This window comes from Curtobacterium herbarum, assembly GCF_016907335.1.
Classification (GTDB): Bacteria; Actinomycetota; Actinomycetes; order Actinomycetales; family Microbacteriaceae; genus Curtobacterium; species Curtobacterium herbarum.
Genome location: NZ_JAFBBT010000001.1, coordinates 588227 through 614462 on the forward strand (window position 1 = coordinate 588227; position 26236 = coordinate 614462).

The window sequence follows — 26236 nt, forward strand, 5'->3', positions numbered from 1 at the left end:
CGTGGTCCTGACGGACCTCGACGGCGTCGTCTACCGGGGACGCAACGCCATCCCGCACGCGGTGGAGGCCCTCACCCAGGCCGCCACGTCGGCACGGGTCGGCTACATCACCAACAACGCCTCGCGGCGTCCGGTGGACGTCGCGGAGCACCTCGAGCAGTACGGGCTCGAGGTCACCGCCGACGACGTCGTGACGTCCTCGCAGGCGGGGGCCCGGCTCCTGGCCACGCTCGTTCCGGAAGGGGCGACCGTGCTGGTCATCGGCGGGCTCGGACTGACGACGATCGTCGAGCAGGCCGGCTTCGTGGTGACCGACAGTGCGGACGACAGTCCGGCAGCGGTCATCCAGGGGTTCTCGCCGGACCTCGGGTGGGCGCAGCTGGCCGAGGCGTCCTTCGCGCTGGCTGATGCATCCGTGCCGTGGGTGGCCACCAACATGGACTGGTCGATCCCGGTCGAACGTGGGATCGCCCCCGGCAACGGCACCCTCGTGGCGGCCGTGCACCAGGCGGTGAGCCGGATGCCGGTGGTGGCGGGGAAGCCCGAGCGGCCGATCTTCGACGCAGCCCTCGCACGGTTCGGCGGCGAACGTCCGCTGTTCATCGGTGACCGTCTGGACACCGACATCAAGGGCGCGAACGACGCCGGCATCCCGAGCGTGCTCGTACTGACCGGGATCGATCAGCCGAAGCAGGTCCTCGCGGCCGACCAGCGTTCGCGGCCGACGTACGTGCTCAAGGACCTCCGCGGCCTGCACGAGCCGTACCCGGCCACCATCCGCAGCGAGGACCCGGACGGCACGCGTCGGGTCACGGTCGGGGAGTCGACCGTCTCGATGCGTGGACACGTCGTCCGCGCCGAGCAGGTCGGCTCGGACGAGATGGACCTGCTGCGCGCCGGTGCCACGGCGATCTGGGACTCCGGCCTGGCGATCTACGGCCTCGACGTCGACCCGGCGCTGTACGGCGGCGAGTAGCGTGACGGGAGTGGAACCTGCCCCGATGGACGACGTGACGGGCTCTGCCGTCCCGTCGTCATCGGCCGATGTGCCGGCGGTGCCGCGGGCTGTTCCGGGGCCGCCGCGACCGACGCCGGCAGGGCCTCGCGTGCCTGGTAGCGGAGCGGGAGACGCTGCCGTTCCCGCAGCGGACAGTCCTGATGGGCGACCGGCGACGGTTCCGAGCGATGACGGCGGTCCGGGCTCCGAGCGCAGCGCCGACGACGGACACGCATCCGCCACCACGCAGCCCGACACGGACGATGGCACCGGCACCGGCACCGGCACCGGCACCGGCACCGGTACCGGCACCGGGGCCGGGGCCGGCGCTGGTTCGATGGACCTCCGAGCTGCAGCGGTCGAGCAGCTGCCGTTGCCCGACCGCGCTGACGCGTTCGCGGCGCTGCACGACGAACTCCGAACCCGGCTGGAACAGGGCGAGGCCACCCGTGGGTGACCGCGCAGCCGCTGACCAGACGGATCAGCCCGCCCGGCTCGCCCAGACGGACCAGCCCGCCCAGCCCGACCAGACAGCACCCACCCCGGTGGACGGAACCGTCCCGGCGGACAGCACCACTCCGGTGGACGGAACAGCAGCGGTTGGCGGGCCAGCGGGAGCGAGCGACCCGGCCCCCGCGTCCACCGCAACGACGCGCCTCGACGCCGCGATCCCGGCGCGCGGCCTCGCCCGTTCCCGGACAGCAGCGGCCGCCCTGATCCAGGCCGGTCGGGTGACGATCGACGGGGTGCCGGTCACGAAGGCCTCGACCCCGGTCACCGCCGCCACCGTCATCGTGGTGGACGCCGAGGACGAGTGGGTCTCCCGCGCTGCACTGAAGCTCGTCGGCGCGCTCGATGCGTTCGGCGTCGACCCGCGGGGCCGGACGGTTCTTGATGTCGGTGCCTCGACGGGCGGGTTCACGCAGGTGCTCCTCGCACGCGGTGCCGCGCGGGTGATCGCCCTGGACGTGGGCCACGGCCAGATGGCACCGATGATCGCCATCGACGACCGCGTCGCCGTGGTCGAGGGGGTCAACGCCCGGAACCTCACGCGCGCCGACTACCTGGCCCTCGACGCAGCGGCTGCGCGCACCAGCCTGGTGGTGGCGGACCTGTCCTTCATCAGCCTCCGCATGGTGTTGCCCGCGCTGGTCGAGGCGGTGCCGGCCGACGAGTTCGTCCTGCTGGTCAAGCCGCAGTTCGAGGTCGGTCGGACCGGTATCCGCGAGGGGATCGTCCGCGATGCGTCGTTGCGGCAGGACGCGCTGATGAACGTCCTCTGGGCGGCTTGGGACCTGGGCCTCGGAACGGCGGGGGTCGCAGCGTCTCCGATCGTCGGGACGCACGGCAACCACGAGTACCTCGTGCGTTTCCAGCGAGGTGCCGGGGAGAACCCGACAGAATGGATCCTCCGGGCGACGGAACTGGCAGAGGGAGCTCCATGAGCGACGAACGACACATCCTGCTCGTCTCGCACACCGGACGGCGCGACTCGATCGACGCCGCGGTCGAGGTCTGCGACATCCTGCACGACGCCGGCCTGACCCCGGTCATGCCGTTCGACGAGTACGCCGACATCCGGCGTGCCGAAGCGTCGGTCGGCCAGGTCGACATCCTGGGCGTCGACGTCCGTCCCGACGAGATCGAGATCGTCATCGTCCTCGGTGGCGACGGCACGATCCTGCGCGCCGCTGAACTGGCACGGGGCACCACGGCCCCGATCGTCGGCGTCAACCTCGGGCACGTCGGCTTCCTGGCCGAGAGCGAGCGCGACGGTCTGGCCGAGACGGTCGAGCGGGCACTGACCGGCGAGTACAAGGTCGAGGAGCGCGTCGCGCTGCAGGTCGACGTCGTCGTCGGCAACGAGATCGTCTACTCCAGCTGGGCGCTCAACGAGGCGACGGTCGAGAAGGCTTCCCGCGAGCGGATGCTCGAGGTCGTCACCGAGGTCGACGGACGTCCGCTGTCCTCCTTCGGGTGCGACGGCGTCGTCTTCTCGACCCCGACCGGCTCGACGGCGTACTCGTTCTCCGGCGGCGGCCCCGTGGTGTGGCCCGACGTCGACGCGATCCTGATGGTGCCGCTGAGCGCCCACGCGCTGTTCTCCAGGCCGATCGTGGTCGGGCCGGACCGGGTCCTCGCGGTCGAGGTCCTGCGCCGGACGAGCGGGGTGGGCGTGCTGTGGTGCGACGGACGGCGGACGCACGACCTGCCTCCGGGCGCCCGGGTCGAGGTGCGCCGTTCCCCGGAGCCGGTGCGGGTCGCCCGGATCAAGGACGCCGCGTTCGCGGACCGTCTGGTGGCGAAGTTCCGCCTGCCGGTCGCCGGGTGGCGCGGTCCGCAGCGGGACGACGAGGACGTGTGACGCGGACGCTCGCGAACGCTGAGTCGCCCCACAACACCGACCAGCACCAGCACGCGCGCGACCGCACCGACGAGCACGAGCACGAGCACCGGCACCACGACGTGAACCAGCAGCAGGAGCACATCCAGTGATCGAGGAAATCCGCATCTCCGACCTCGGCGTGATCGGCGACGCCACACTCGAGCTCGGCCCCGGCTTCACCGTCGTCACGGGCGAGACCGGCGCCGGCAAGACGATGATCGTCACGGCACTCGGTCTGCTCCTGGGTGCCCGTGCCGATGCCGGTTCGGTCCGCCGTGGCGCACCAAACGCCGTCGTCGAGGGACGCTGGGACCTCCCCGACCACGCCGCGGTCGCGGAACGGGTCGAGGACGCCGGCGGCACGGTCGAGGACGGCGAACTCATCCTCACCCGCACGGTCTCCGCCGAAGGGCGCAGCCGGGCGACCGTGGGTGGCCGGACCGCTCCGGTCGCGGTGCTCGGTGAACTCGCCGACCAGCTCGTCACCGTCCACGGGCAGTCCGACCAGATCCGGCTGACCTCGGCGGCCGCGCAACGGGCAGCCCTCGACGGCTTCGGCGGCGCAGCGGTCGAGAAGGCCCTGGCGAAGTACGTCGCCGTGTACGACGCGTGGCAGCAGCACACCGGCGACCTCGAGACGCTGACCCGTGACCGCGACGAGCGGCTCGCCGAGGCCGCGCGCCTCCGTGAAGCATCCGCCGAGATCGAGGCCGCCGACCCGCAGCCGGGCGAGGACACCGAGCTCGCCGAACGCGCGGAGCGGTTGGGGAACCTCGAGGACCTCCGGCTGTCCGCGGGCCTGGCGCACGAGGCCGTGTCGAGCGAGTCGCTCGACGGCCCGGACGTGATCGGCCTGGTCGAGTCGGCCCGGCGCGCGATCGAACGGGTGGCGAGCGTCGACCCGGCGCTGCAGCCCGTGCTGGAGCAGCTGACCGAGCTGGGCATCCAGGCGAGCGAGGCCTCGGCGTCGCTGTCGAGCTACATCGGCTCCCTCGAACCCGAGGCCGGCCACGACCTCGAGCTGATCAACGAACGTCGGGCACTGCTCGCCGGCCTGACCCGGAAGTACGGCGAGAGCGTCGAGGACGTCATCGCCGCCGGACAGCGTGCCTCCGACCGGCTCCTCGAGCTGGACGGCGACGACGACCGCATCGTGCAGCTGCAGCAGGCGGTCGAATCCGACCGGGCAGCGCTCGAGGCTGCCGGCACCGTGCTGACGAAGGTGCGGGCGAAGGCGGCGACGGAACTGGCCAAGCGGGTCACCGCCGAGCTGAAGAGCCTGGCGATGGCCGGCGCGACCCTGGTGGTCGAGGTCACCGACGCCGGTGAGTTCCGCCGCCACGGCCGCGACCAGGTCGCGATCCTGCTGCAGCCGCACTCGGGCACCGACCCGCGGCCGATCGGCAAGGGCGCGTCCGGCGGGGAGCTCTCGCGCGTGATGCTCGCGATCGAGGTCGTGATGGCGGGCAGCACCACCGTCCCGACCTTCGTCTTCGACGAGGTCGACGCGGGCGTCGGTGGCGCGGCAGCGATCGAGATCGGTCGGCGTCTCGCGGCGCTCGCCGAACGGACCCAGGTCATCGTGGTCACGCACCTGGCGCAGGTGGCCGCGTTCGCGAACAACCACCTCAACGTCGTCAAGGACGCCAGCGGCGCGGTGACGTCGTCGAGCGTCCGCCGCCTCGAGGGCGACGACCGCCTGCAGGAGATGGCACGGCTGCTCTCCGGCCTCGGGGACAGCGCGAGCGGCATGGAGCACGCACGCGAACTCCTCCAGGTCGCCGGCCGCTCCGCCTGACCGGTCCGGGTACCGGTCCGAGCGCCAGCCGGGAGGCGCGCCCCGCCTCCCGAGACACCCCGGGACCTCCGAGACGCCGCCGAATCCGCGAGACGCCCCGGACCTCCGACACGCCCCGGACCCTCAAGACGCCCCCGAATGCCCGCGACGCCGCCGAAGTCGGCGGCGTCTCGCGACCTTCGCGGCGTCCCGCGCGCACGAGGGCGCCCTGCGGACAGCCCCTGCGCTCCGCGGCCCCCGCCCCCTGCGGACCGCCCCCGCGCTCCGCGGCCCCCCCGCCCCTGCGGACCGCCCCCGCACCCCCGGGACCGCAACGCGCCCAGCGAACGCGGGTCGCGCCTCCCGGCACTTCTGACGTACGATGGAATCCCGTGGCGGACACTCTCAGCGGCGGAACCAATTCTTCGAACGCGACCCCGAAGGTGACGAAGCAGATCTTCGTGACCGGCGGGGTCGTCTCGTCTCTCGGCAAGGGCCTGACGGCGGCCAGCCTCGGCAACCTGCTCACGGCACGCGGCCTCAAGGTCGTCATGCAGAAGCTCGACCCGTACCTCAACGTGGACCCGGGCACGATGAACCCGTTCCAGCACGGCGAGGTCTTCGTGACCGACGACGGCGCCGAGACGGACCTGGACATCGGGCACTACGAGCGCTTCCTCGACATCGACCTGGCGCAGTCGGCGAACGTCACGACCGGGCAGGTCTACTCGACGGTCATCGCCAAGGAGCGTCGTGGCGAGTACCTCGGCGACACCGTGCAGGTCATCCCGCACATCACCGACGAGATCAAGCGTCGGATGCGGGAGCAGTCCGAGAACGACCCGCAGCCCGACGTGATCATCACCGAGGTCGGCGGCACGGTCGGTGACATCGAGTCGCAGCCGTTCATCGAGGCGGCACGGCAGGTGCGCCACGAGCTCGGCCGGAACAACGTGTTCTTCGTGCACGTCTCCCTGGTGCCGTTCATGGCGGCCTCGGGTGAGCAGAAGACGAAGCCGACGCAGCACTCGGTCGCGCAGCTCCGGTCGATCGGCATCCAGCCGGACGCCCTCGTGCTCCGCAGCGACCGCCCGGTGTCGGACGCGAACAAGCGCAAGATCGCCCTGATGTGCGACGTCGACGAGGACGCCGTGGTGAACGCCGTGGACGTCCCGTCGATCTACGACATCCCGACGATGCTGCACGACCAGGGTCTCGACCAGGTCATCATCGAGGCCCTCCGCCTCGAGGCGCACGACGTCGACTGGTCGCGCTGGAACGGCGTGCTGACCGCGGTGCACGAGCCGAAGAAGGCCGTCACGATCGCCCTGGTCGGCAAGTACATCGACCTGCCCGACGCATACCTGTCGGTGACCGAGGCGCTGCGCGCGGGTGGCTTCGCACACACCGCGAAGGTGACGCTGAAGTGGGTCGCCTCGGACGAGTGCACCACCCCCGAGGGTGCGGCGAAGAACCTCGGTGACGTGGACGGTATCTGCATCCCGGGTGGGTTCGGGATCCGCGGCATCGAGGGCAAGCTCGGTGCGCTGAAGTTCGCCCGCGAGCAGGCCATCCCGACGCTCGGCCTGTGCCTCGGCCTGCAGTGCATGGTCATCGAGTACGCCCGCCACGAGGCCGGCCTGTTCGACGCGTCGAGCACCGAGTTCGACCCGGAGACCTCCACCCCGGTCATCGCGACGATGGCGGAGCAGGTGGACATCATCGCGGGCGGCGACATGGGTGGCACGATGCGCCTCGGCATGTACCCGGCGACGTTCCTCGAGGGCTCCCTGGCCGCCGAGCTGTACGGCGCGGACCAGGCCTCGGAGCGCCACCGTCACCGCTACGAGGTCAACAACCACTACCGCCAGCAGATCGCGGACGCCGGCATGGTCTTCTCCGGCACCTCGCCCGACGGCACCCTCGTCGAGTACGTCGAGCTGGACCGCGCGGAGCACCCGTTCTACATCGGCACGCAGGCGCACCCGGAGCTCCGGTCGCGTCCGAACCGCGCGCACCCGCTCTTCGCGGGCCTCGTCGGCGCGGCGATCGAGCGCAACGAGTCGACGCGCCTGTTCGACCCGGAGGCCGAAGCGGTCGCCTGAGCCGGCAGGTCGCGGTCGCGACCACGTCACGGACGGGAGGCTCCCCACCAGCTGGTGGGGAGCCTCCCGTCCGTCGTGGGGCAGGATGGCGAGGTGACTGACGCACCGATCGCCGACGAACCCGCCTCGTTCCCCGTGACCGCCTCCGAGCGGGTGTTCGCGGGCGCGGTCTGGGACATCAGGCGCGACACCGTCGACTACAACGGCGCCGACATGGTCCGCGAGTACATCGACCACACGGGCGCCGTCGCGGTGTTCGCGGAGGACGAGGACGGCCGTGTCCTGGTCATCCAGCAGTACCGCCACCCGGTGCAGGTGCGCGACTGGGAGCTGCCGGCCGGGCTGCTCGACCACGCGGGCGAGGACCACCTGACGGCCGCGAAGCGCGAGCTGGCCGAGGAGGCCGACGTCGAGGCCGACGAGTGGCAGCACCTGGTCCGGTACAACACGTCCTCGGGCGGCAGCAACGAGTTCATCGAGATCTTCCGGGCGACCGGTGTTCGGGCGACCTCGTCGGCGTTCGCGCGCGAGGCCGAGGAGGCCGACATCGCGATCCGTTGGGTACCGCGTGCCGAACTCGTGGCCGGGATCCTCGCGGGGCGGCTGCAGAACTCGGCGCTCATCGTGGCGACGCTCGCGGTGGAGGCCGCCGAACGCCGCCAGGACGGTTCCCCGCTCGGGCCCCGCTAGCCTCGTCGGGTGATGCCGTTCGAGCGTGCCGTGCAGGACTACCTGCGGCACATCGCCGTCGAGCGGGGGCTGTCGCAGCACACCCTGTCGGCGTACCGGCGGGACCTAACGACGTTCGGGGAGTGGATCGGCACGCAGCCCGTCGTGGACTCCACCGGGGCCGACCGCGCCGGCGGGGCAGGGGTCCTGGCGGACGTCGGACGGCTGGCTCGCGCGGACCTCGCCGGCTTCGTGCAGCACCTGACCACCCGTCCCGAGGGGCCGTTGGCACCCCGGTCGGTCGCACGGATGCTCAGTTCGGTGCGCTCGTTCTCGGCGTTCGCGGCTGCGGAGGGGTGGCTGCCCCTCGACCCCGGCGCCTCGGTCCACCCACCGAAGGCACCGATGCGGCTGCCGAAGGCGATCTCGGTGCTCGACATGGAGCGGCTGATCGGGTCCGTGGTCGGCGACGACCCCGTGCAGCTGCGGGACCGGGCCCTCCTCGAACTGCTCTACGCGACCGGCGCCCGCATCTCGGAGGCGGTGGGGCTGTCGGTCGACGACGTGACCACCCTCGCCGACGTGGACGGGGTGTCGGACGAGGACACCGACGTCTCCGTGGTGCGCGTCACCGGCAAGGGGAACAAGCAGCGGATCGTGCCGCTCGGCAGCTACGCGCGGGCCGCGGTGGACGCGTACCTGGTGCGGGCACGGCCGGTGTTCGCCGTCCGGGGGACCGCGACGCCGGCGCTGTTCCTCGGGGCCCGTGGTGCCCGGCTCTCGCGGCAGAGCGCCTGGCTCGTCATCCAGGCGGCGGCGGAGCGGGCCGAGCTGGCGGCGCACGTGTCACCGCACACCTTCCGGCACTCGTTCGCGACGCACCTGCTCGAGGGCGGTGCCGACGTCCGGGTCGTGCAGGAGCTGCTCGGGCACGCGAGTGTCGCGACGACGCAGATCTACACGATGGTCACGGCGGACATGCTGCGGGACGTGTACCAGACGGCGCACCCGCGGGCGCGGCGAGAGACGGAGCGTGGGGCAGGGACGGCGTGACCGGGGGAGCTGTGTCCGGGGGAGCTGTGACCGTGGGAGCCGTGACCATGGGACCGGTCACCGTGGGACCCTGGTCGCATGGACCTCGAGGTGGGGCCGGGGCTGACGATCCCCGAGTCCGAACTGCAGTGGCGGTTCTCGCGGTCGTCCGGCCCCGGGGGTCAGCACGTCAACACCGCTGACAGTCGTGTCCAGCTGACGTGGGACGTCACGGGGTCGTCGGCGCTCACCGAGGAGCAGCGGACGCGGATCCTCGAGCGGACCGCCCGGCGCACCGCCGCGGGAGCGATCACCGTGACGGTGTCGGCGCGCCGGTCCCAGCTGCGCAACCGCGAGGCAGCACTCGACACGCTCGGTGAGCTCGTGCGGGAGGCGCTCGCTCCGCCCGGTCCGCCACGGCGCGCGACCCGGCCGACGCGGGGGTCCGAGCGACGACGCCTCGCGAGCAAGCAGCAGCGGTCCGCGACCAAGCAGCAGCGTCGGCGGCCGTCGGACGACTGACGGGATCGGCCGCTCGGCCCCCGCCTCAGACTGCTGCGGGAGTGGCGTCGACCTCGGTGAAGACGTCCCGTACGGCGGCGAGCAGCCGGGCGTTGAAGTCCACCCCGAGCTGGTTCGGCACGGTCACGAGCACGGTGTCGGCCTCGCGCACCGCCTGGTCCGCCGCGAGTTCCGCGACGAGCTGTTCCGGTTCGCCGATGTACGACCGACCGAACCGGGCGAGACCGCCGTCGAGGTGTCCGACCTGGTCCTGCCCCTCGACCTGGGCGCGGACGCCGAAGTAGTGGCGCGACTCGTCGTCGATGATCGGGATGATGCTGCGGCTCACGCTGACGCGGGGCTCGCGCTCCCAGCCCATCTCGCGCCAGGTGGTGCGGAAGCGGTCGATCTGCTCCGCCTGCAGCTGGTCGAAGGGCACGCCGGTGTCCTCGGTGAGCAGGGTCGACGACATCAGGTTCATGCCCTGCTCGGCCGTCCACTCCGCGGTGGCCCGGGTGCCGGCGCCCCACCAGATGCGCTCGGACAGGGTGTCGGACTGCGGCGTGATCGCCAGCGAGCCGACCGCGCCGGTCATCTGCGGGTTCGCGTTCGCCATCGGCTCGCCGGCGATAGCGCGACGGAAGACCGAGGTGTGGTCGCGGGCCAGGTCGGCGCCGTTCTCGTCGTCGGACTCGGGCACGTAGCCGAACGAGCGGTAGCCGGCGAGGGCGGTCTCGGGTGATCCCCGGCTCACGCCGAGCTGCAGCCGGCCGCCGGAGATGAGGTCGGTGGCCGCCGCTTCCTCTGCCATGTACAGCGGGTTCTCGTAGCGCATGTCGATCACGCCGGTGCCGATCTCGATGCGGCTGGTCCGGGCAGCGATCGCGGACAGCAGCGGGAAGGGCGCGGCCTGCTGCGGTGCGAAGTGGTGCACACGGAAGTAGGCACCGTCGACGCCGACCTCCTCGGCCGCGAGGGCGAGGTCGATCGCCTGCACGAGGGACTCGCGCGCGCTGCGCACCCGGGAGCCGGGGACGTCGCGCCAGTGCCCGAAGGAGAGGAACCCGATCTTCGTCATGTGCATGCGAACGCATCCGGGTCGGGGTCCATTCCGAGGACTACGGTCGGGCTGATGGACCTGGACCCGCGGACCGCCCTGCAGACCGAACGTGCGCGGGCGATGAAGCTGCTGGCCGATGTCGAGCGCAGCATGCTCGACGTCAGCGACGCCCGGGACGGCGCGAACACCGACGACGAACACGACCCCGAGGGCGCGACCCTGGCCTGGGAACGCGGGTCCCTCGGGGCAGTGCGGGACGACGCACGCCGCCGCGTCGAGCAGGTCGACGCGTCCCTCGCTCGCCTCGACGCCGGGACCTACGGTCGCTGCGCGGTGGGTGGGGAGCCGATCCCGGAGGCGCGCCTGGCCGCCGTCCCGTGGGCGGCGACGTGCGTCGCGCACGCGTGACGGGCCTCCCGGCCGGACGGGAGGCGCGGCAGACACCGCCACGCCCGTCGCGGTGCGCCGTACCCACCGCACACGGACCCGTTGCGCCGCGGTTTCCCAGCCGCGCGTCCTAGCGTTCGGGCATGCACGGCGACCCGACTGAGCCTCCCCGGAGTGCCGCTGCCGACGCCTCATCCGGCCGGCAGCGCTTCCAGTGGTTCCGCGACATGCGCACCTGGATCCACGCCCGTCCGCACGTGCACCTCTTCTACAAGGTCCTGGTCGGGATCGTCGGCGGGCTCATCGTCGTCATCGGCCTGATCCTGGTGCCGCTGCCCGGTCCGGGCTGGCTGGTCGTCTTCGTCGGCCTGACCGTCCTGGCGAGCGAGTTCCACTTCTTCCACCGGATCATCACGTGGCTCCGCGCGAAGCTGCACCGGTTCTGGGACTGGGCGAAGCACCACGCGCCGTCCAAGCGGATGCGAGACGCGGCGGACAAGGGCAAGGCGGACGTCGACGCCGCACATGCCGAGGCGCACCGGAACGTCGGGGTGCAGCGGCCGCGTGGGCAGACCGCGCGGACCGGGCACTGACCGGCGCTCGGGGTCGCCCGCAGTCTGCTCCGACGCTCGCTGCGCGTCAGACCGTGCTGACCGAGCCCGTCGCCGTGCGCTCGACGGCTTCGGCAGCCGCTTCCTCGACCTCGGCCGCGTCCTTCGACGTGACCTGCAGCACGAGGGCGACGAGCGCCGCCAGGACGATGAACGCGCCGTACCCGACGAGCACCGGCACCAGGCCGAGCGACGGCTCGAGGAACCCGCCGATGACGCTCGGCACCCCGAAGGCCAGGTAGCTGACCACGTAGATGGTCGAGAGCAGGCCGGCGCGGTGGGTGGGCGCCGCGGTCGCGAGCAGCATCCGGAGCGGCGCCTGGAACCCCGCGCCGAAGCCGACACCGGCGATCGCGCTGCCGACGACCAGTCCGGGCAGTGACGGCACGACGACGAAGGTGACGGTGACGACCGGACCGAGGACGAGTGCGACGAGGCCGAGCAGGACGGCCCTGCGGGTGTCGACCCGCTGGATCGCCAGGCCGGTCAGCGCGCCGACACCGGTGACGACGGCGATCAGGGCACCGGCGGCGAAGTGGTTGCGGATGTCGAAGACCGCGCCGAGGGTGGACGGCACGAGGGACAGGAACAGTCCGCCGAGCGCCCAGCTTGACACGAGCGACCCGGCGACGCTGCGGAACAGCCGACGGGAGGCCCGTGGCACCGAGACCGTCGGACGGAGCGACCGCAGGGCCCCGGGTCGCCGGACGACCTGCTCGGGGACGACCGCGAGGGCGATCACGAGGAGCACGAGGAGCGTGCCGAACAGCAGGTAGACGAGCTGCTGGGGTGCGGGACCCCACTCGACGAGGGCACCGCTCGACAGGGCGCCGGTGGCGAGGGCGATCGGCGGGATGACCCCGTTCAGGACGCCCGCGAGCGAGGGGTGCCGCTCGAGCGAGTTGTCGATGAGTGCCGCGCCGAGGGCACCGATGAGCAGCCCGACCGACACTCCCTGCACGATGCGGTCGAGGATGAGCGCGCCGAGTCCGTCCGCGACGGCGAACAGTCCGAGCGAGACGGCGACGCCGAGGCCGCCGACCACCAGGACGGGCTTCCGGCCGACGTGGTCCGACAGCCGACCCGCGATGAGCAGGCTGAGCAGGAGCCCGGCGACGTAGATGGCGAACACCGCGGTGAGCATGAGCGGGGTGAGGTGCCACTCGGCCGCGTAGACCGGGTAGATCGGGGAGGGCACGGCCGACGAGGCGACCGAGACGAGGAGCATCGTCGCGAGGATCCAGAACCCTGCGACGGAACGTGGTGACTGCATGGCCGTCCCTTTCGTTGTACGACTGCATTCGTACCGCACTCGCGCTGTACGACGCAAGTCGTACTACTCGGTGTCGAGTGGTACCGTCCGTGCATGCCCGAGCGCACCGACGGAGCCGCACCACTCCCGCAGCACACCCCGCTTCCGCAGCCGACACCGGCCGAGATGGACCTGCCCGCCGTCCTGGACGCCCTGTCCGACCCGATCCGGCTGTCGATCCTGCACCGGTACCTGGTCGACGGCGGGGGTGCGGAGCGCTCCTGCGGCTGGGTCGGCATCGACCGGCCGAAGTCCACGCTGACGCACCACTTCCGGGTCCTCCGCGAAGCCGGGCTGCTCGAGCAGCACCTCGAGGGACTGACCCGCGTCAGCCGCGTCCGGACCGAGGAGGTCCAGCAGCGGTTCCCGGGCCTGCTCGACCTGGTCCTCGACTGGCAGGTGCCCGCCGGCCTGGTCCGCGCCGAGGCTTCGGCATGACCGCAGACCGCTCGGTCGTCGGCACCGACACCACGCCGGCCCGACTGCCCGACGTCGTCGCCGAGCCCGCCGTCACGTCGGCGCTCGCCGCGGACCTGACCGCCGCCGGCTACACGGTCGAGGGCGTCGACGCACTCTGGGGCACCGAGGCCGCCGCCGCCCTGCACCGCGGGGTCCGGGTCGCCGCCCGGCGGGCCCTCGCCAGCCGGCCGACGACCCCACTGTCCACCGTCGCGACGCTCTTCGTGCTCGGCCTGCCCGTCCCGCGGGCCGAGGCCGACGCAGCCTTCCCGACCGTCGGAGTCGACGCCCTCGGTGCGGCCGGGGTCCTGCGGGCCGACGGGGACACCGTCGCCGCCGCCGTGGACCTCCGCCCGTACGCGTTCGTCGACGACCTGGGTGCCGGCAGCTGGTGGATCGTCTCCGACCTCGGCGAACTCGCCCTCGGGCACGCCATCAGCGAGGAGCACGTCCTCGGCATCGGCGGGGCCACCACCACCCTGAGCGGGCTGCAGCTGCCCGTGCCGGTCCGTCGAGTGCTCGACCTCGGCACCGGGTGCGGCATCCAGGCCATGCACGCCCGGCGCTTCGCCGAGCAGGTCGTCGCCACCGACATCTCCCGACGGGCACTCGACATCGCCCGGTTCAACGCGCAGCTCAACGGCATCGACGGCATCGACTTCCGCCTCGGCTCACTGTTCGAACCGGTGGCGGGGGAGCGGTTCGACCGCATCGTCTCGAACCCGCCGTTCGTCATCACGCCCCGCCGGCAGGGTGTCCCCGCCTACGAGTACCGCGACGGCGGGATGGTCGGCGACGCGCTCGTCGAGACCGTCCTGCGCGGTCTGGCCGAGCACCTGGAGCCCGGCGGCACCGCGCAGCTGCTCGGCAACTGGGAACACCGGTGGGGGGACGACGGCCTGGAGCGCGTCCGCTCCTGGTTCGCCGACACCGACCTGGACGTGTGGGTGGTCGAGCGGGAACGCGAGGACCCGCCCGCCTACGCCGAGACCTGGATCCGCGACGGCGGCACGAAGCCCGGCACGGCCGTCTTCGACGACCTGGTCGACGCCTGGCTCGACGACTTCCGCGACCGCCACGTCACCGGGGTCGGCTTCGGCTACGTGGTGGTCCGGTCGGGAGGCGCGCCCGACCTCCGCCGCTTCGAGCGGCTCCCGCAGGTGCTCGGCGCCAACCCCGCCGGCCTCGGCGCGACCATCGCCCGCACGCTCGACGCCGTCTCGTGGCTCGCCGGACGCGACGACGACGCGTTCGCGGCCGCGCACCTCCGTGTCGCCGGCGACGTCACCGAGGAGCGGCACTACTGGCCGGGCAACGACGACCCGACGGTGATGACGCTCGTGCAGGGCGGCGGGTTCGGCCGACGGGTCGACGCCGACACCGCGCTCGCCGCGTTCGTGGGCGCGGCCGACGGTGAGCTCGCGGTCGGCCAGATCATCGGCGCGATCGCCCAGCTCACCGGCGTCGACGACCGGGCGCTGACCGCGGACCTGCTGCCGCGCCTCCGCGACCTGGTCCTCGACGGCCTGCTCCTCCCCGCGTAGGGGGCCCGCAAAACGCAACGTTGGCGGCAACGCGCAGGGGTATCCCGTTGCGTGCAGCCGCCGAGGTTGCGTTTTGCGAGGGGGGTCAGGGGCGCCAGGTGTGCTCGGGGGCGTAACCGAGCAGCTCGCGGGCCTTCTCCGAGGACAGCAGCGAGCTCGTGCCGTCGATCTCGGCACGGCGCTCGACGTCCGGCAGGAACTGCTCGACGAGCTGCAGCGTCGGGGTCGCCATCACGGTGTCGGGGCTCGCGATGATGAACGCCTCGAACCCGGTCAGCTCGCTCTCGACGGCCTTGCGGACCGCCTGGGCGCCGTCACGCGAGTCGATGTACGACCACAGGTTGAACGTCTTCGCCTCGGGTGACGCGTCCCACGGGAACGCCGGGTAGTCGGTCTCGTCCATCACGTTCGAGAAGCGCAGCCCGATCATCTTCAGCTGCGGGTCCCAGCGGGTGAAGTGGCGTGCCATCTCCTCCTCCACCGCCTTGCCGAGCGAGTACGACGACTGCGGACGGACCGCGAACTCCTCGTCCACGGGCAGGTAGGGCGGGTGGTGCTCGCCCATCGGGATCCCCAGGAGCGTCTCACTGGAGGCCCACACCACGTTCCGGATGCGGGCCGCGCGGGCAGCGTGGAACACGTTGATCGACGCGGTCACGTTGTTCGTGATGAGTGCGACGTCCGGCACCTGGCCGGGCGCGGGCACGGCGGCGAGGTGCACGACCGCGTCGACCGAGTCGTAGCGGTCGTCGACGCCCAGGAACGTGTTGAGCACCTGCCCGTAGTCCGTCAGGTCGGTGCGGACGAACTGCACCCGGTCGGGCTTGTCCGGGGAGGGCACCCGGTCGAGGAGCACGACCTCGTAGCCGTGCTCGTCCAGGTCACGGACGACCGCCCGTCCGAGCTTGCCGCTGCCACCGGTCACCACTACACGCGTCATCGCGTCACTCCACCTCGTCGTCGAGACCCCGGGTCGGGTCACGCCCATCCTGCCCTGCGGGTGGTGGACGCCACCAGGTACGGGCGGTACCTGCCGCGGCGGAGGTGGGGCGGGCCTCCCGGCCGGGTCAGGTGCGAGCCGTGACCTCGGCCATCGCGAGCCGGGTGACGAGCTCGACGTGCTCGGCCATGTCGCGGGTCGGGTCGTAGAGCCACTGGATCTGCAGCCCGTCCGCGACAGCGAGGAGTGCGCTGGCGAGTTCCTCCGGTTCGAGGTCGCTCCGGAGCCGCCCGTCCGCCTGCATCGCCTGGAAGTCGGCCGTCATGCGGGCACGGCTCGACTCGTAGCGCTCGCGGAAGTACCCGTGCGCCGGGTGCTCCGGGTCGGTCGCGGCCGCGGCCGACAGGTTCACGAACAGCTGGACCAGCCCCGGCACCTCGGCGTTGTGCCGGACGACCGCCGCCAGCAGCGACGCCAGGTCCGGGGCGTCCCACTGCGCGGCCCGGTCCGCGTCGTCGCGGCGCCGGAGGACCGCGACCCAGAGCTCGTCCTTCGAGTCGAAGTAGTGCAGCAGCCCCGCCTGGGTGAGGCCGACCGCAGCCGCGATGTCCCGGATGCTCGTCCGCCGGAAGCCCTGCGTGGCGACGCGTTCGAGCGCGACAGCGAGGATCTCCTCGCGCTTGGCGATGCCCTTCGCGTACGAACCCCGTCGTGCCATGGCGTGACTGTACCGTCCGCTGCCGGAGCGGCCGTCCGGCATCGCGGGTGCTGACGTCGGGGCGTGTGGCCCTCGGACTGGAGTGCGCCCGGAGGCTGTGATTCCGTCCACTTTCCGCACGCGCTGCCGTGGCGTCGGTACCATCGTCGATGCGCCAGTCGGCTGGTTACCGGCGGCGCACGCATCGAAGAAGGGCTGCCGAGCGAGTGTCGCGGCCTCCTGATCCGGCCGATGACGCCCCGGTGGTCCTGATGCGTTCCGATGCGCCCCCGCACCTGATGCGGGGGCGCATCCTTGTTCCCGCCGCTGCGTACTGGGCATCTCCCGGCCCGCCTGATGCGCACTGCGGCAGCCGGTATCGGGCTTTCTCCATGTGTGACAAAAAGGTGCGCAGGTGGAACGATGAGGGCACCATCGCGTTCGGATCAGGAGCGCTGATGGTGGTCCGGCGGGGGAGCCCACGGGACTCACCGACCAGTGGGCCCCGCCGGATTTCTTCGTGCGGCCGCGCCTGCGCCCGTGGTGGGGTCCGTGGTGGGGTCTGTGGCTGTCAGACGGCGCGGAGCCGTGGCCGTCAGGCGGCGCGGACGACCGGTGCGATCTCCTCGGCGATGATGCGCAGGATCCGCTCGTGGGAGGCGCTGTCCCCGTTGGCGGGCAGCGTCACGACCAACTCGTCGGTCGCCGTCACCGCCGGGTCGGCGCGCAGGGCGTCGATGATCGCGGCCGGCTCACCGGAGAGCACCCGGCTGAAGCGGAACGGCGGGCCCGAGAGCGGGCGCCCCTCGTCGTCCATGCCGGCGGCGTAGCCGGTGAGGAACTCGTCGTGGACGGCGCGGTCGTGGTCGTCGAGCAGGGGCACGATGATCCGGCCGACGGCGACCTTGGACTGCCGGTTCGGGTGCAGCTCGGCGAACCGGGTGCGGTACGCGGCGATCTGGTCGGCCTGCGCCTCGGCGAACGGGGCGCCGGTGTCCTCGGTGTTGAGCGTCGAGCAGTGCAGCAGCAGGCCCTTCTCGGCGGTGCGGACCGCGGTGCCCGTGCTGCCGCCGCCCCACCAGACGCGGTCGAGCAGTTCGGGGCTCCGGGGCTGCAGGGTGAGTTCCGCGCCGGCGGGGATGCTCTCGTAGCCCTTGCCCGCCGAGCCGAGTGCGTCGCCGTGCAGGACCTCGAGCAGTCGGGACGCGCGGGCCTCGGCCTCGTCGCGGAAGGAGCGCTCGGAGCCGCCGAACACCGGGTCCAGGATCGGGCCGTACCCGGCGATGCCCGTGCTGATGCCGAGCTGCACGCGCCCGCCGCTGAGCAGGTCGACGGTGCTGGCGTCCTCGGCCAGGCGGACCGGGTCCTCGTAGCGCATGCCGAGCACCGCGGTGCCGAAGCCGATCGTGCTCGTCCGCTGGGCCGCGGCGGCGAAGAACGTCATCGGGCTGGTGAGGAACGGCTCGAAGTGCCGACCACGGACCCACCCGGTGCCGTACCCGAGCCGTTCGGCGGTCTCGAAGAGGCGGAGGCCGTCCTCCAGGGCGGCGGCCGCGCCAGCGGTGCCTCCGTGGTTGGGGACGAAGGAGAGGAAGCCGAGTTCACGCACGACCCGAGTCTATGCGGCCGTATGGATCTGTGGAAGGTGCGGTGTCTGTCCACGGATGTCGAGCCTCCCGACCGTCGGTGGTGGTGGGGCTGGGAGGATGGGCACATGACCGACGTCACCACTGCTGCCCCGCTCGTCGCCGCGATGCCGGCGGCCCCCGGCGGTGTCGTCGACCCCGACGCCGTCTACCAGGCCTTCGCCGACTGGGCAGAGTCCAGCGGACGGCCGCTCTACCCGGCGCAGGACGAAGCCCTCATCGAGCTGGTGTCCGGCGCCAACGTCGTCCTCAGCACGCCGACCGGTACCGGCAAGTCGCTCGTCGCCGCCGGCGCCCACTTCGCTGCGCTCGCCGAAGGCAAGCGCAGCTACTACACGGCACCGATCAAGGCCCTGGTGTCCGAGAAGTTCTTCCAGCTCGTCGACCTGTTCGGCGCCCAGAACGTCGGCATGGTCACGGGTGACTCGGCCGTCAACGCCGACGCCCCGATCGTCTGCTGCACGGCCGAGATCCTGGCAAACCTGGCGCTCCGGCAGGGACCCGACGCCGACGTCGACCTCGTGGTGATGGACGAGTTCCACTTCTACGGCGACCCCGACCGCGGGTGGGCGTGGCAGGTGCCGCTGCTCGTGCTCGAGCGCGCGCAGTTCCTGCTCATGTCCGCCACCCTGGGCGACGTCACGACGATCGCGGACGACCTGTCCCGGCGGACCGGGCGGCCGACCGCGCGGGTCACCGGTGTCTCGCGCCCGGTGCCGCTCGCGTACGAGTACGTGATGACCCCCGTGCAGGAGACCGTCGAACGGCTGCTCGACGAGGGCAAGGCACCGGTCTACATCGTGCACTTCGCCCAGGCCGCAGCGCTCGAACGGGCCCAGGCGCTCATGTCGGCCAAGGTCGCCACGCGCGAACGCCGCGACCAGATCGCCGAGGCCATCGCCACCTTCCGCTTCAGCGCCGGGTTCGGGCAGACCCTGTCGCGCCTGATCCGCGCGGGCATCGGCGTCCACCACGCGGGCATGCTGCCGAAGTACCGGCGCCTGGTCGAACAGCTCGCCCAGCGCGGTCTGCTGCCCGTGATCTGCGGCACCGACACCCTGGGCGTCGGCATCAACGTCCCGATCCGCTCGGTCCTGTTCACCGGCCTGACGAAGTTCGACGGCACGAAGATGCGCCAGCTCTCCGCCCGCGAGTTCCACCAGATCGCCGGCCGTGCCGGACGTGCCGGGTACGACACCGAGGGTGACGTCGTCGCCGAGGCACCCGAGCACGACATCGAGAACGCCCGCGCCGTCGCCAAGGCCGGCGACGACCCCAAGAAGAAGAACAAGATCAAGCGGAAGAAGGCGCCCGAGGGCTTCGTCTCCTGGGGGCAGGCGTCCTTCGAGCGGCTGATCGGTGCCGAGCCCGAGCCGATGGCGTCGCGGATGCGGATCACCCACGCGATGGTCCTGTCCGTCGTCGCCCGTGGCGGAGACGCCTTCGAGGACGTCCGGTCCCTGGTCTCCGACAACCACGAACCCCGCGTCCGGCAGCTCGCGATGGCCCGCCGAGCCCTGACCATCGCACGAACCCTCATCAACGCGCGCGTCATCGAGAAGGTCGACGGCGCCTACCGGCTCACCGTCGACCTGCAGGCGAACTTCGCGCTCAACCAGCCGCTGTCGCCGTTCGCACTCGCCGCGTTCGAACTGCTCGACCCCGAGTCGCCGACCTTCGCCCTCGACATGGTGTCCATCGTCGAAGCCACCCTCGACGACCCGCGCGCGATCCTGTCGCAGCAGCAGTTCAAGGAACGCGGCGAAGCGGTCGCCCGGATGAAGCAGGAGGGCATCGAGTACGACGAGCGCATGGAGTTGCTCGAAGCGGTCACCTGGCCGAAGCCCCTCGACGAACTGCTCACCGCCGCGTACGAGAGCTACGCCGACGAACAGCCGTGGGTGCTCGACTTCTCGCTGTCCCCGAAGTCCGTCGTCCGCGACATGTACGAGCGGGCGATGACCTTCGGCGACTACGTGCGCTTCTACCAGCTCACCCGCTCCGAAGGGCTCGTGCTGCGGTACCTGTCCGACGCGTACCGCACCATGCGACAGACCATCTCGGACGAGCACCGCACCCAGGAGCTCGACGACATCATCGAGTGGCTCGGGGAACTCGTGCGCCAGGTCGACTCCTCGCTCGTCGACGAGTGGGAAGCGCTGATGAACGGGGACATCGCGCTCGCCGAGGCCGAACACGAAGAGATCGCGCCGCCGCAGCCCGCCCGACTCACCGGCAACGTCCGCGCCTTCCGGGTCCTGGTCCGCAACGCCCTGTTCCAGCGCGTGCTGCTGGCCGCCCGGGACGACATCGAGGGCCTCGGCGAACTCGACGCCTCCGCCGGGTTCGACCAGGACGCGTGGGACGCCGTGCTCGAGGAGTACTACGACGAGCACGACACGATCGGCATCGACGCCGAGGCCCGGTCGATGCAGTACCTGGTGCTCTCCGAGCAGGGTCGGACCTGGCGTGCGCGGCAGATCTTCGCCGACCCGGCCGGCGACAAGGACTTCGGGTTCTCGGCGACCATCGACCTCGACGCCTCGGACGATGCGGGGGAGGCCGTGGTCCGCGTCACCGAGATCGGACGCTTCGACGGGTGGGCCGAGGTCGACGTCGACTGAGTGCGGGTGGTCCGGCCCGCTCCGGGGAACGCACGGTTCGCCTGGCTGGAACACCCGGGCAGCCGACCGGGTACGGTCAGCCGCAGCCCACGGAAGGAACCCCATGCGAATCGGCTCCAGCATCGCCTTGATCGTGATCGGCGCCATCGTCGCGTTCGCGGTCGACTACCAGATCGCCGGCGTCGACCTGCGCCTCATCGGGTACATCCTGATGGCCGCCGGCGTCGTCCTGCTCATCATCAGCCTGGCGGTGGGCTTCGGCGGACGTCGGACGACCACCACCACGCGTTCCGGGGTCGACCCGGCCTCGGGCGAGCAGATCACCCAGCAGGACCGCCGCGACGGCACCTACTGAGTCCGGTACGACAGACGGCGAGGGCGGGACCGATCGGTCCCGCCCTCGCCGTCTGTCGTCTGTCGTCTGTCGTCTGTCGCGCGGTCTAGAAGAGCGTCGCGGGCGGAGCGACCTCGGGGATCGCCGCCGGCTCCGGCACGTCGACGCCCGGCCACCCCGGACCCGTCGGGACCTCGGTGCGGTTCTGGTACGCCGTCGCCGCACCACGGGCACGGACGTCGGCGGCCTCGTTCATCTCGTGGCCCATGTGCCCACGGACCCACTCGAACGTCACCTTGCGGCCCTGCAGCTCGGCGTCGAGCTCCTGGATGATCTCGACGTTGAGGACCGGCTTGCCGTCGGCCTTCCGCCACCCCTTGCGCTTCCAACCCGCGAGCCACTCGGTGCACGCCTTGATGGCGTACTGGCTGTCGCACAGGATGTGCAGCGGCTCGCCCGTGTCCTTCGTCGCCTTGAGGAGCTGCAGGACGGCGGTCAGCTCGCCCTGGTTGTTGGTGCCGCGGGGCCAGCCGCCGGCAGCCCAGCGGTCGTCGTCCACGTACCAGGCCCAGCCGGCGGGGCCGGGGTTGCCGAGGGCTGAGCCGTCAGCGGCGGCGACGATCGTCACGGTGGGACCTCCTGGTGGTGGCGAGTGCCCGACGAGCGTAACGGACCTGCGGGGGTGGGGCGTGCCTCCTGGCCGTGGTCAGCGACCGGAAGTCCGGCGGAGTGCGGCGACCAGCCCGTGGTCAGCGTCGGGCCGCGTCATCGAGCGCCTGGACCAGGGCCGCGCCGTCGGCGACGTCGTAGAACGCCATCGGACGTGGACCGAAGAACCCGTCCAGGCCGGTGTTGGCGTAGATGTGCTGGAGGTTGGGGCCGCCGAACCCGCCGCCGCCGAAGACTCCGCGTCCGGAGCTCTCGCCCCACTCGACCGAGCAGTGGGTCCGATCGCGGGTCCAGGCGATGTTCCGGTCGGTCCGGCTGACATCGGTCTCGCGGCTGCTGCGTCCGTTCGTGATGAACGCCCGCCGGTCGGTCACGGCGAAGGCCTCCGTCCGCTTCCGGTGGCGCTTCACGAAGAACCGGCCGATGATCAGCTGCAGCCCGATGAGCGCGAAGACGCTGCCGAAGAGGGCGAAGAACCACGGCGCTCCGGTGGTCAGGGCGCCGACCTCCCAGGAGATCGCGAAGCCGCCCCACAAGAGGCTGAAGGGCACGAGGAAGCCGTCTCGTCCGGTGAAGAGCCGCGCGGGGTCGCTCTGCCCCACCCACAGCAGGCGCTCCCCGGGTCGGAGTTCATCGTTGGCCAGGGCACGAGGATCGATCACTCCTCGACGGTACTGGAGCACGGAGCGGGTGGTTGTGCCCCGATCGGACCGACGGCCTGGGAGTCCGGGGCGCTCTGCCGCCTAGCGTTCGGGGAAACGGGAGGAACCACCATGAGCAACGACATCGCAGGCCCCGAGCACTCCGACGACCGGGACCGTTCCGACGCCCTGGCCTCGGCAGCGCACAGCGACGACGTCGACGGGGTGAGCGGCAGCGAGCAGCGGGCCGCCGACACGTCGTACAGCCCCTCGAGCGAGCGCGAGATGGAGGCGTCACAGACCGAGCAGCGCGACGATGACGACCTGCGCGCGGACGGCATCGACCCCTCGCGCATCGTCGCCGCCCCGGGGACCGGTGGCGCGGACGACGCCGGTGACGTCGAGCCCGAGCCGGGCGACCTGCACCTGCCGTGGCAGTCCGAGGAGGACCGCCAGGGCTGAGCTGGCCTTCTCGAAACACCGGTGTTCGTCGGAGACACCGCGCGATTGCGCGGCGAGACTGACGAACACCGGTGTTTTGCGTGCCGCGCGGCGCCCGTGCAGCGCGGCGGCGGTCAGGCGACGGAGTCGGGGTGGGAGCCCGTTCGCTGGCCGGACTCCAGGCCGGCGATCGCGGCGAGCTCGTCGTCCGTCAGCACGAAGCCGTCGACGTCGAGGTTCGAGCGGATCCGGGACGGCGTCACCGACTTCGGCAGCACGACGACCCCCTGCTGCACGTTCCACCGGACGAGCACCTGGGCGACGCTGACGTCGTGTGCGGCCGCGATGCCGACGAGCACCGGGTCCTCGATCAGACGTCCGCGACCGAGGGGCGACCACGCCGCGGTCACGATGTCGTGCTGCTCGTGGAACGCCATCAGCTCGCGCTGCGGCAACCACGGGTGCCGCTCGACCTGGTTGACCGCGGGGACTTCACCGGTTTCGTCGATGATCCGTTCGAGGTGCGGCACCTGGAAGTTCGAGACCCCGACACTGCGTGCCCGCCCGGACCGCCGGAGTTCGACGAGCGTCCGCCAGGTCTCGACGTAGCGGTCGTTCGCCGCCGCCGGCCAGTGGATCAGGTACAGGTCGACCGCGTCGAGCCCCAGCCGCTCGAGACTGGCGTCGAACGCCCGGAGCGTGCCGTCACGGCCCTGGTGGTCGTTCCACACCTTCGTGGTCACGAACACGTCGTCGCGCTCGAGCCCGGAGGCGCGGATCGCCTGCCCGACGCCCCGCTCGTTGCCGTACATCTCGGCCGTGTCCACGTGGCGGTACCCGGCGTCCAGCGCGAGCCCGACGGCCGTCGCCGCTTCGGCATCGTCGACCTTGTAGACGCCGAAGCCGACGGTGGGGATGCTCCGGCCGGCGCGGAGGGGGATCGAGGTGACCATGCACCCATCCTGCCCGGCGTGACGGGGGTGGGGCGGGCCTCCAGTCCGACCTGTGGAGAACGCGGGGCGACGGATCAGGTGGGGAGGTGGACCGGCTCGGTGTCGGGCAGCGGGCTGGCGTCGCGACCGCGGAGGTCGGGCAGCCAGCGGCGCATGACCAGGGGGAAGACCACGCCGGCCGCCGCCATGACGGCGCCGACCGTCAGACCGCCGCTCGGGCCGCTGCTGTCGATGAGGAAGCCCGCGACCGCGGAGCCGCCTGCGGCACCGATGAGCTGACCGGTGCCCATCCAGCCGTACGCCTCGGCCGTGTCGGAGAACTTGACCGTGGCGGAGACCGAGCCGAACATCACGGTCAGCGCGGGGGCGATGCCGGCGCCGGCGATGACGAGCGAGATGCAGAGCCACCAGAACGTCGGGTTGCCGACCGCGAGCACGAGTCCGACGAACACGATCGTCATGCGGAGCCAGAGGGCGTTCTGCGAGATCGGACGGTGGCCGAGCGCCAACCCGCCCGCGAGCGAGCCGACCGCGAAGACGGCGAGGACGATGCCGGCGTTCGGACTGCCCTCGCCGAAGACGCTGGTGACGCTGGCCTCCACCGCGGAGCACGCGCCGATGAGCAGCAGACCGGTGACGGTGGCGACGACGACCGACGGCCGCTTCATGACGACACCGAACGCGCGCTTCGAGCGGGGGATGCGGACGCGGCCGAGCTCGGGGGAGGCGATGAACCAGGTGCAGCCGATGAGCAGGAACACCATCGCGACGACGATCGCCTCGACCGTGCCGATCTGCGTCGCGACGAACGTGGTGATGACCGGGCCGGCGACCCAGATGAGTTCCTGCGCGCTGGCGTCGAGGGAGAACAGCGGGGTGAGCTGCGAGGACGTGACCATCTTCGGGTAGATGGTGCGGACCGCGGGCTGCACGGGCGGGACCGCCAGGCCGCCGACGAAGCCGATCACGACGTACGCCCAGAGCGGCATCACGAAGAAGGCGATGATGCCCATGGTCACGAACGCGACGATGCTCGTCAGGATCAGCACCGGGCGCATGCCCCAGCGGCCCATCCACCGGCTGGTCAGCGGACCGGCGAGGGCCTGGCCGATGCTCGTCGTCGCGAGGACGAGTCCGGCGGCGCCGTACGAGTCGAAGATGTGCTCGACGTGCAGCAGGTAGGCCAGCGACAGCATGCCGAACGGGAAGCGCGCGGTGAGTTGCGCGGCGATGACCCGGCCGACCCCGGGAGTCTTCAGCAGGGACCCGTACGCGCTCACGAGACGAGTGTACGGACCGGACGGACCGCGTTGCGGCGGCTGTGGAGAGCGGTGTCCCCCGTGCGGGGGAGCGGCCCTCGGAGGTGTGTGCGCGACACGCCGATGTGCTGATTCCACACGTGTGGAATCGAGCTGTCCACCGGTGTGGGGAAGTGTCGGAGGTGCCCGTCAGACTGGCGGAAAACCGGGCCACCCGGGAATCCACAGGCTGTGCAGAGCGTTGTGGAGAACTACACGGCTGTAACACTCCCTCTTGTGGTCGGTCACGCGGCGGGCCACTAGATGTAGTGTGAAGTCATCGCAGCGGCTCCTCTCGGATGCGGCTGCGCACAGACCTCAGCACCACCTCCAGACCACGCACCACACCAGCAAGAACCAGGGGTAAACATGGCCGTCACCGTCTACACCAAGCCGTCCTGCGTCCAGTGCACTGCGACGTACCGCGCCCTCGACAACAAGGGCATCGAGTACGAAGTGCACGACGTCTCCACGGACGAAGCGGCGCTCGAGCACGTCAAGAGCCTCGGCTACATGCAGGCCCCCGTCGTCGTGACCGACGACGACCACTGGTCGGGCTTCCGCCCCGACAAGATCGCCACCCTCAGCGCCGAACTGGCCTGATCCGGGCGCAGGCCACATCGGCCTGCACCCACCGTGGTGGGTGACAGCCGGGAGGCTCGTCACACGCCCGCCACACCCCTCCGGTCCGCAGTCCGCACCTCGTCAGGGAGCGCACCATGAGCCGCCTCGTCTACTTCTCGAGTGTCTCGGGCAACACCGCCCGGTTCGTGGAGAAGCTCGGCCAGGACGCCGACCGGATCCCGCTCTACCCGAGCGAACCGTTCCTCCACGCGGACGGCCCCTACGTCCTCGTCCTCCCGACCTACGGTGGCGGCAACGGGCACGGAGCGGTCCCCAAGCAGGTCATCAAGTTCCTCAACGACGAACACAACCGGGCACTGATCCGGGGTGTGATCGCCGCCGGCAACACGAACTTCGGTGCGGCCTACGGCCGGGCGGGCGACGTCGTCTCCCAGAAGTGCCACGTGCCCGTGCTCTACAGATTCGAACTCTTCGGAACGCCTGACGACGTGCAGGCGGTCAACTCAGGATTGGAAGCATTTTGGACGCAGCAGTTGCAGACGTCGATCTGACGTCGCCGCAGACGGGG

27 protein-coding genes are annotated in these 26236 nt (G+C 71.5%); 18 read left to right on the plus strand and 9 right to left on the minus strand.

The features are described from left to right. Position 1 precedes the first annotated feature (1 nt). The 9 genes from JOD51_RS02875 (at position 2) to arfB (ending at position 9488) form a co-directional block, all read left to right on the plus strand. Positions 2 to 976, plus strand: a complete 975-nt coding sequence (locus tag JOD51_RS02875) for an HAD-IIA family hydrolase (RefSeq protein ID WP_259559118.1) — start codon at positions 2 to 4, stop codon at positions 974 to 976. Positions 977 to 1446: 470 nt separating this feature from the next. Beyond that, on the plus strand, positions 1447 to 2442 hold the full coding sequence (locus tag JOD51_RS02880; RefSeq protein ID WP_259559121.1) for a TlyA family RNA methyltransferase: 996 nt from the start codon (positions 1447 to 1449) through the stop codon (positions 2440 to 2442). Beyond that, on the plus strand, positions 2439 to 3362 hold the full coding sequence (locus JOD51_RS02885) for an NAD kinase (protein WP_204606952.1): 924 nt from the start codon (positions 2439 to 2441) through the stop codon (positions 3360 to 3362). The genes JOD51_RS02880 and JOD51_RS02885 overlap by 4 nt, the downstream gene beginning before the upstream one ends. After that, positions 3359 to 3493, plus strand: a complete 135-nt coding sequence (locus tag JOD51_RS17285; RefSeq protein ID WP_259559123.1) for a hypothetical protein — start codon at positions 3359 to 3361, stop codon at positions 3491 to 3493. The genes JOD51_RS02885 and JOD51_RS17285 overlap by 4 nt, the downstream gene beginning before the upstream one ends. Beyond that, a complete protein-coding gene (gene recN, locus JOD51_RS02890; protein WP_204606953.1) occupies positions 3490 to 5181 on the plus strand; it encodes a DNA repair protein RecN in 1692 nt (563 codons plus the stop codon). Before JOD51_RS17285 ends, recN begins: the two co-directional genes overlap by 4 nt. Positions 5182 to 5552: 371 nt before the next feature. Next, the gene (pyrG, locus tag JOD51_RS02895) at positions 5553 to 7265 is read left to right on the plus strand and encodes a CTP synthase (RefSeq protein ID WP_307839380.1); all 1713 of its coding nucleotides are present in this window, start codon (positions 5553 to 5555) and stop codon (positions 7263 to 7265) included. 93 nt (positions 7266 to 7358) lie between these two features. Further along, positions 7359 to 7955, plus strand: a complete 597-nt coding sequence (locus tag JOD51_RS02900; RefSeq protein ID WP_259559126.1) for an NUDIX domain-containing protein — start codon at positions 7359 to 7361, stop codon at positions 7953 to 7955. A 12-nt stretch (positions 7956 to 7967) separates the two neighbouring features. Next, positions 7968 to 8987 carry a site-specific tyrosine recombinase XerD gene (locus tag JOD51_RS02905; protein WP_204606954.1) on the plus strand — a complete coding sequence of 340 codons (1020 nt, stop codon included), beginning with the start codon at positions 7968 to 7970 and terminating at the stop codon, positions 8985 to 8987. A gap of 78 nt (positions 8988 to 9065) precedes the next feature. Continuing rightward, complete coding sequence (arfB, locus tag JOD51_RS02910; RefSeq protein ID WP_204606955.1) at positions 9066 to 9488, plus strand: alternative ribosome rescue aminoacyl-tRNA hydrolase ArfB; 423 nt, start codon at positions 9066 to 9068, stop codon at positions 9486 to 9488. 25 nt (positions 9489 to 9513) lie between these two features. On the opposite strand, the gene JOD51_RS02915 is transcribed toward arfB, so the two are convergent. After that, the gene (locus tag JOD51_RS02915) at positions 9514 to 10551 is read right to left on the minus strand and encodes an LLM class flavin-dependent oxidoreductase (protein ID WP_204606956.1); all 1038 of its coding nucleotides are present in this window, start codon (positions 10549 to 10551) and stop codon (positions 9514 to 9516) included. Positions 10552 to 10599: 48 nt separating this feature from the next. Here JOD51_RS02915 and JOD51_RS02920 point away from each other — a divergent pair, with 48 nt between their 5' ends. Both JOD51_RS02920 and JOD51_RS02925 read left to right on the plus strand, forming a co-directional pair. Beyond that, the gene (locus tag JOD51_RS02920) at positions 10600 to 10935 is read left to right on the plus strand and encodes a TraR/DksA family transcriptional regulator (protein WP_204606957.1); all 336 of its coding nucleotides are present in this window, start codon (positions 10600 to 10602) and stop codon (positions 10933 to 10935) included. 122 nt (positions 10936 to 11057) lie between these two features. After that, the gene (locus JOD51_RS02925) at positions 11058 to 11507 is read left to right on the plus strand and encodes a TIGR02611 family protein (RefSeq protein ID WP_239539755.1); all 450 of its coding nucleotides are present in this window, start codon (positions 11058 to 11060) and stop codon (positions 11505 to 11507) included. Positions 11508 to 11553: 46 nt separating this feature from the next. On the opposite strand, the gene JOD51_RS02930 is transcribed toward JOD51_RS02925, so the two are convergent. Then, the gene (locus JOD51_RS02930) at positions 11554 to 12798 is read right to left on the minus strand and encodes an MFS transporter (RefSeq protein ID WP_204606958.1); all 1245 of its coding nucleotides are present in this window, start codon (positions 12796 to 12798) and stop codon (positions 11554 to 11556) included. 93 nt (positions 12799 to 12891) lie between these two features. Here JOD51_RS02930 and JOD51_RS02935 point away from each other — a divergent pair, with 93 nt between their 5' ends. Both JOD51_RS02935 and JOD51_RS02940 read left to right on the plus strand, forming a co-directional pair. After that, positions 12892 to 13275, plus strand: coding sequence for an ArsR/SmtB family transcription factor (locus tag JOD51_RS02935; protein WP_204606959.1), 384 nt, complete (start codon positions 12892 to 12894; stop codon positions 13273 to 13275). Next, positions 13272 to 14840, plus strand: coding sequence for a DUF7059 domain-containing protein (locus tag JOD51_RS02940; RefSeq protein ID WP_204606960.1), 1569 nt, complete (start codon positions 13272 to 13274; stop codon positions 14838 to 14840). Before JOD51_RS02935 ends, JOD51_RS02940 begins: the two co-directional genes overlap by 4 nt. 85 nt (positions 14841 to 14925) lie before the next feature. Here JOD51_RS02940 and JOD51_RS02945 read toward each other — a convergent pair whose 3' ends face one another. From JOD51_RS02945 to JOD51_RS02955, 3 genes are all read right to left on the minus strand, one after another. Further along, entirely contained in the window at positions 14926 to 15780 is an 855-nt protein-coding gene (locus tag JOD51_RS02945) for an NAD-dependent epimerase/dehydratase family protein (protein ID WP_204606961.1), read from the minus strand. Between the two features lie 127 nt (positions 15781 to 15907). Next, the gene (locus tag JOD51_RS02950) at positions 15908 to 16498 is read right to left on the minus strand and encodes a TetR/AcrR family transcriptional regulator (protein ID WP_204606962.1); all 591 of its coding nucleotides are present in this window, start codon (positions 16496 to 16498) and stop codon (positions 15908 to 15910) included. 574 nt (positions 16499 to 17072) lie between these two features. Beyond that, positions 17073 to 18086 carry an LLM class flavin-dependent oxidoreductase gene (locus tag JOD51_RS02955; RefSeq protein WP_204606963.1) on the minus strand — a complete coding sequence of 338 codons (1014 nt, stop codon included), beginning with the start codon at positions 18084 to 18086 and terminating at the stop codon, positions 17073 to 17075. A 105-nt stretch (positions 18087 to 18191) separates the two neighbouring features. Between JOD51_RS02955 and JOD51_RS02960 the strand changes: the two genes are divergently transcribed. After that, a complete protein-coding gene (locus JOD51_RS02960; protein ID WP_372377559.1) occupies positions 18192 to 20747 on the plus strand; it encodes a DEAD/DEAH box helicase in 2556 nt (851 codons plus the stop codon). A 103-nt stretch (positions 20748 to 20850) separates the two neighbouring features. Beyond that, entirely contained in the window at positions 20851 to 21102 is a 252-nt protein-coding gene (locus JOD51_RS02965) for a DUF6458 family protein (RefSeq protein WP_204606964.1), read from the plus strand. Between the two features lie 85 nt (positions 21103 to 21187). On the opposite strand, the gene JOD51_RS02970 is transcribed toward JOD51_RS02965, so the two are convergent. After that, positions 21188 to 21709 carry a ribonuclease H family protein gene (locus tag JOD51_RS02970; RefSeq protein ID WP_111078557.1) on the minus strand — a complete coding sequence of 174 codons (522 nt, stop codon included), beginning with the start codon at positions 21707 to 21709 and terminating at the stop codon, positions 21188 to 21190. A gap of 121 nt (positions 21710 to 21830) precedes the next feature. Further along, positions 21831 to 22412, minus strand: coding sequence for a hypothetical protein (locus tag JOD51_RS02975; RefSeq protein ID WP_204606965.1), 582 nt, complete (start codon positions 22410 to 22412; stop codon positions 21831 to 21833). A 111-nt stretch (positions 22413 to 22523) separates the two neighbouring features. Here JOD51_RS02975 and JOD51_RS02980 point away from each other — a divergent pair, with 111 nt between their 5' ends. Next, the gene (locus JOD51_RS02980) at positions 22524 to 22853 is read left to right on the plus strand and encodes a hypothetical protein (RefSeq protein ID WP_204606966.1); all 330 of its coding nucleotides are present in this window, start codon (positions 22524 to 22526) and stop codon (positions 22851 to 22853) included. A 113-nt stretch (positions 22854 to 22966) separates the two neighbouring features. On the opposite strand, the gene JOD51_RS02985 is transcribed toward JOD51_RS02980, so the two are convergent. Both JOD51_RS02985 and JOD51_RS02990 read right to left on the minus strand, forming a co-directional pair. Continuing rightward, positions 22967 to 23785, minus strand: coding sequence for an aldo/keto reductase (locus JOD51_RS02985; RefSeq protein ID WP_204606967.1), 819 nt, complete (start codon positions 23783 to 23785; stop codon positions 22967 to 22969). Between the two features lie 74 nt (positions 23786 to 23859). Beyond that, positions 23860 to 25065, minus strand: a complete 1206-nt coding sequence (locus JOD51_RS02990) for an MFS transporter (RefSeq protein ID WP_204606968.1) — start codon at positions 25063 to 25065, stop codon at positions 23860 to 23862. 387 nt (positions 25066 to 25452) lie between these two features. On the opposite strand from JOD51_RS02990, the gene nrdH reads away from it, so the two are divergent. Both nrdH and nrdI read left to right on the plus strand, forming a co-directional pair. Then, entirely contained in the window at positions 25453 to 25686 is a 234-nt protein-coding gene (gene nrdH / locus JOD51_RS02995) for a glutaredoxin-like protein NrdH (protein WP_017886897.1), read from the plus strand. 116 nt (positions 25687 to 25802) lie between these two features. After that, positions 25803 to 26219, plus strand: a complete 417-nt coding sequence (nrdI, locus tag JOD51_RS03000; RefSeq protein ID WP_204606969.1) for a class Ib ribonucleoside-diphosphate reductase assembly flavoprotein NrdI — start codon at positions 25803 to 25805, stop codon at positions 26217 to 26219. Positions 26220 to 26236: the final 17 nt, after the last annotated feature.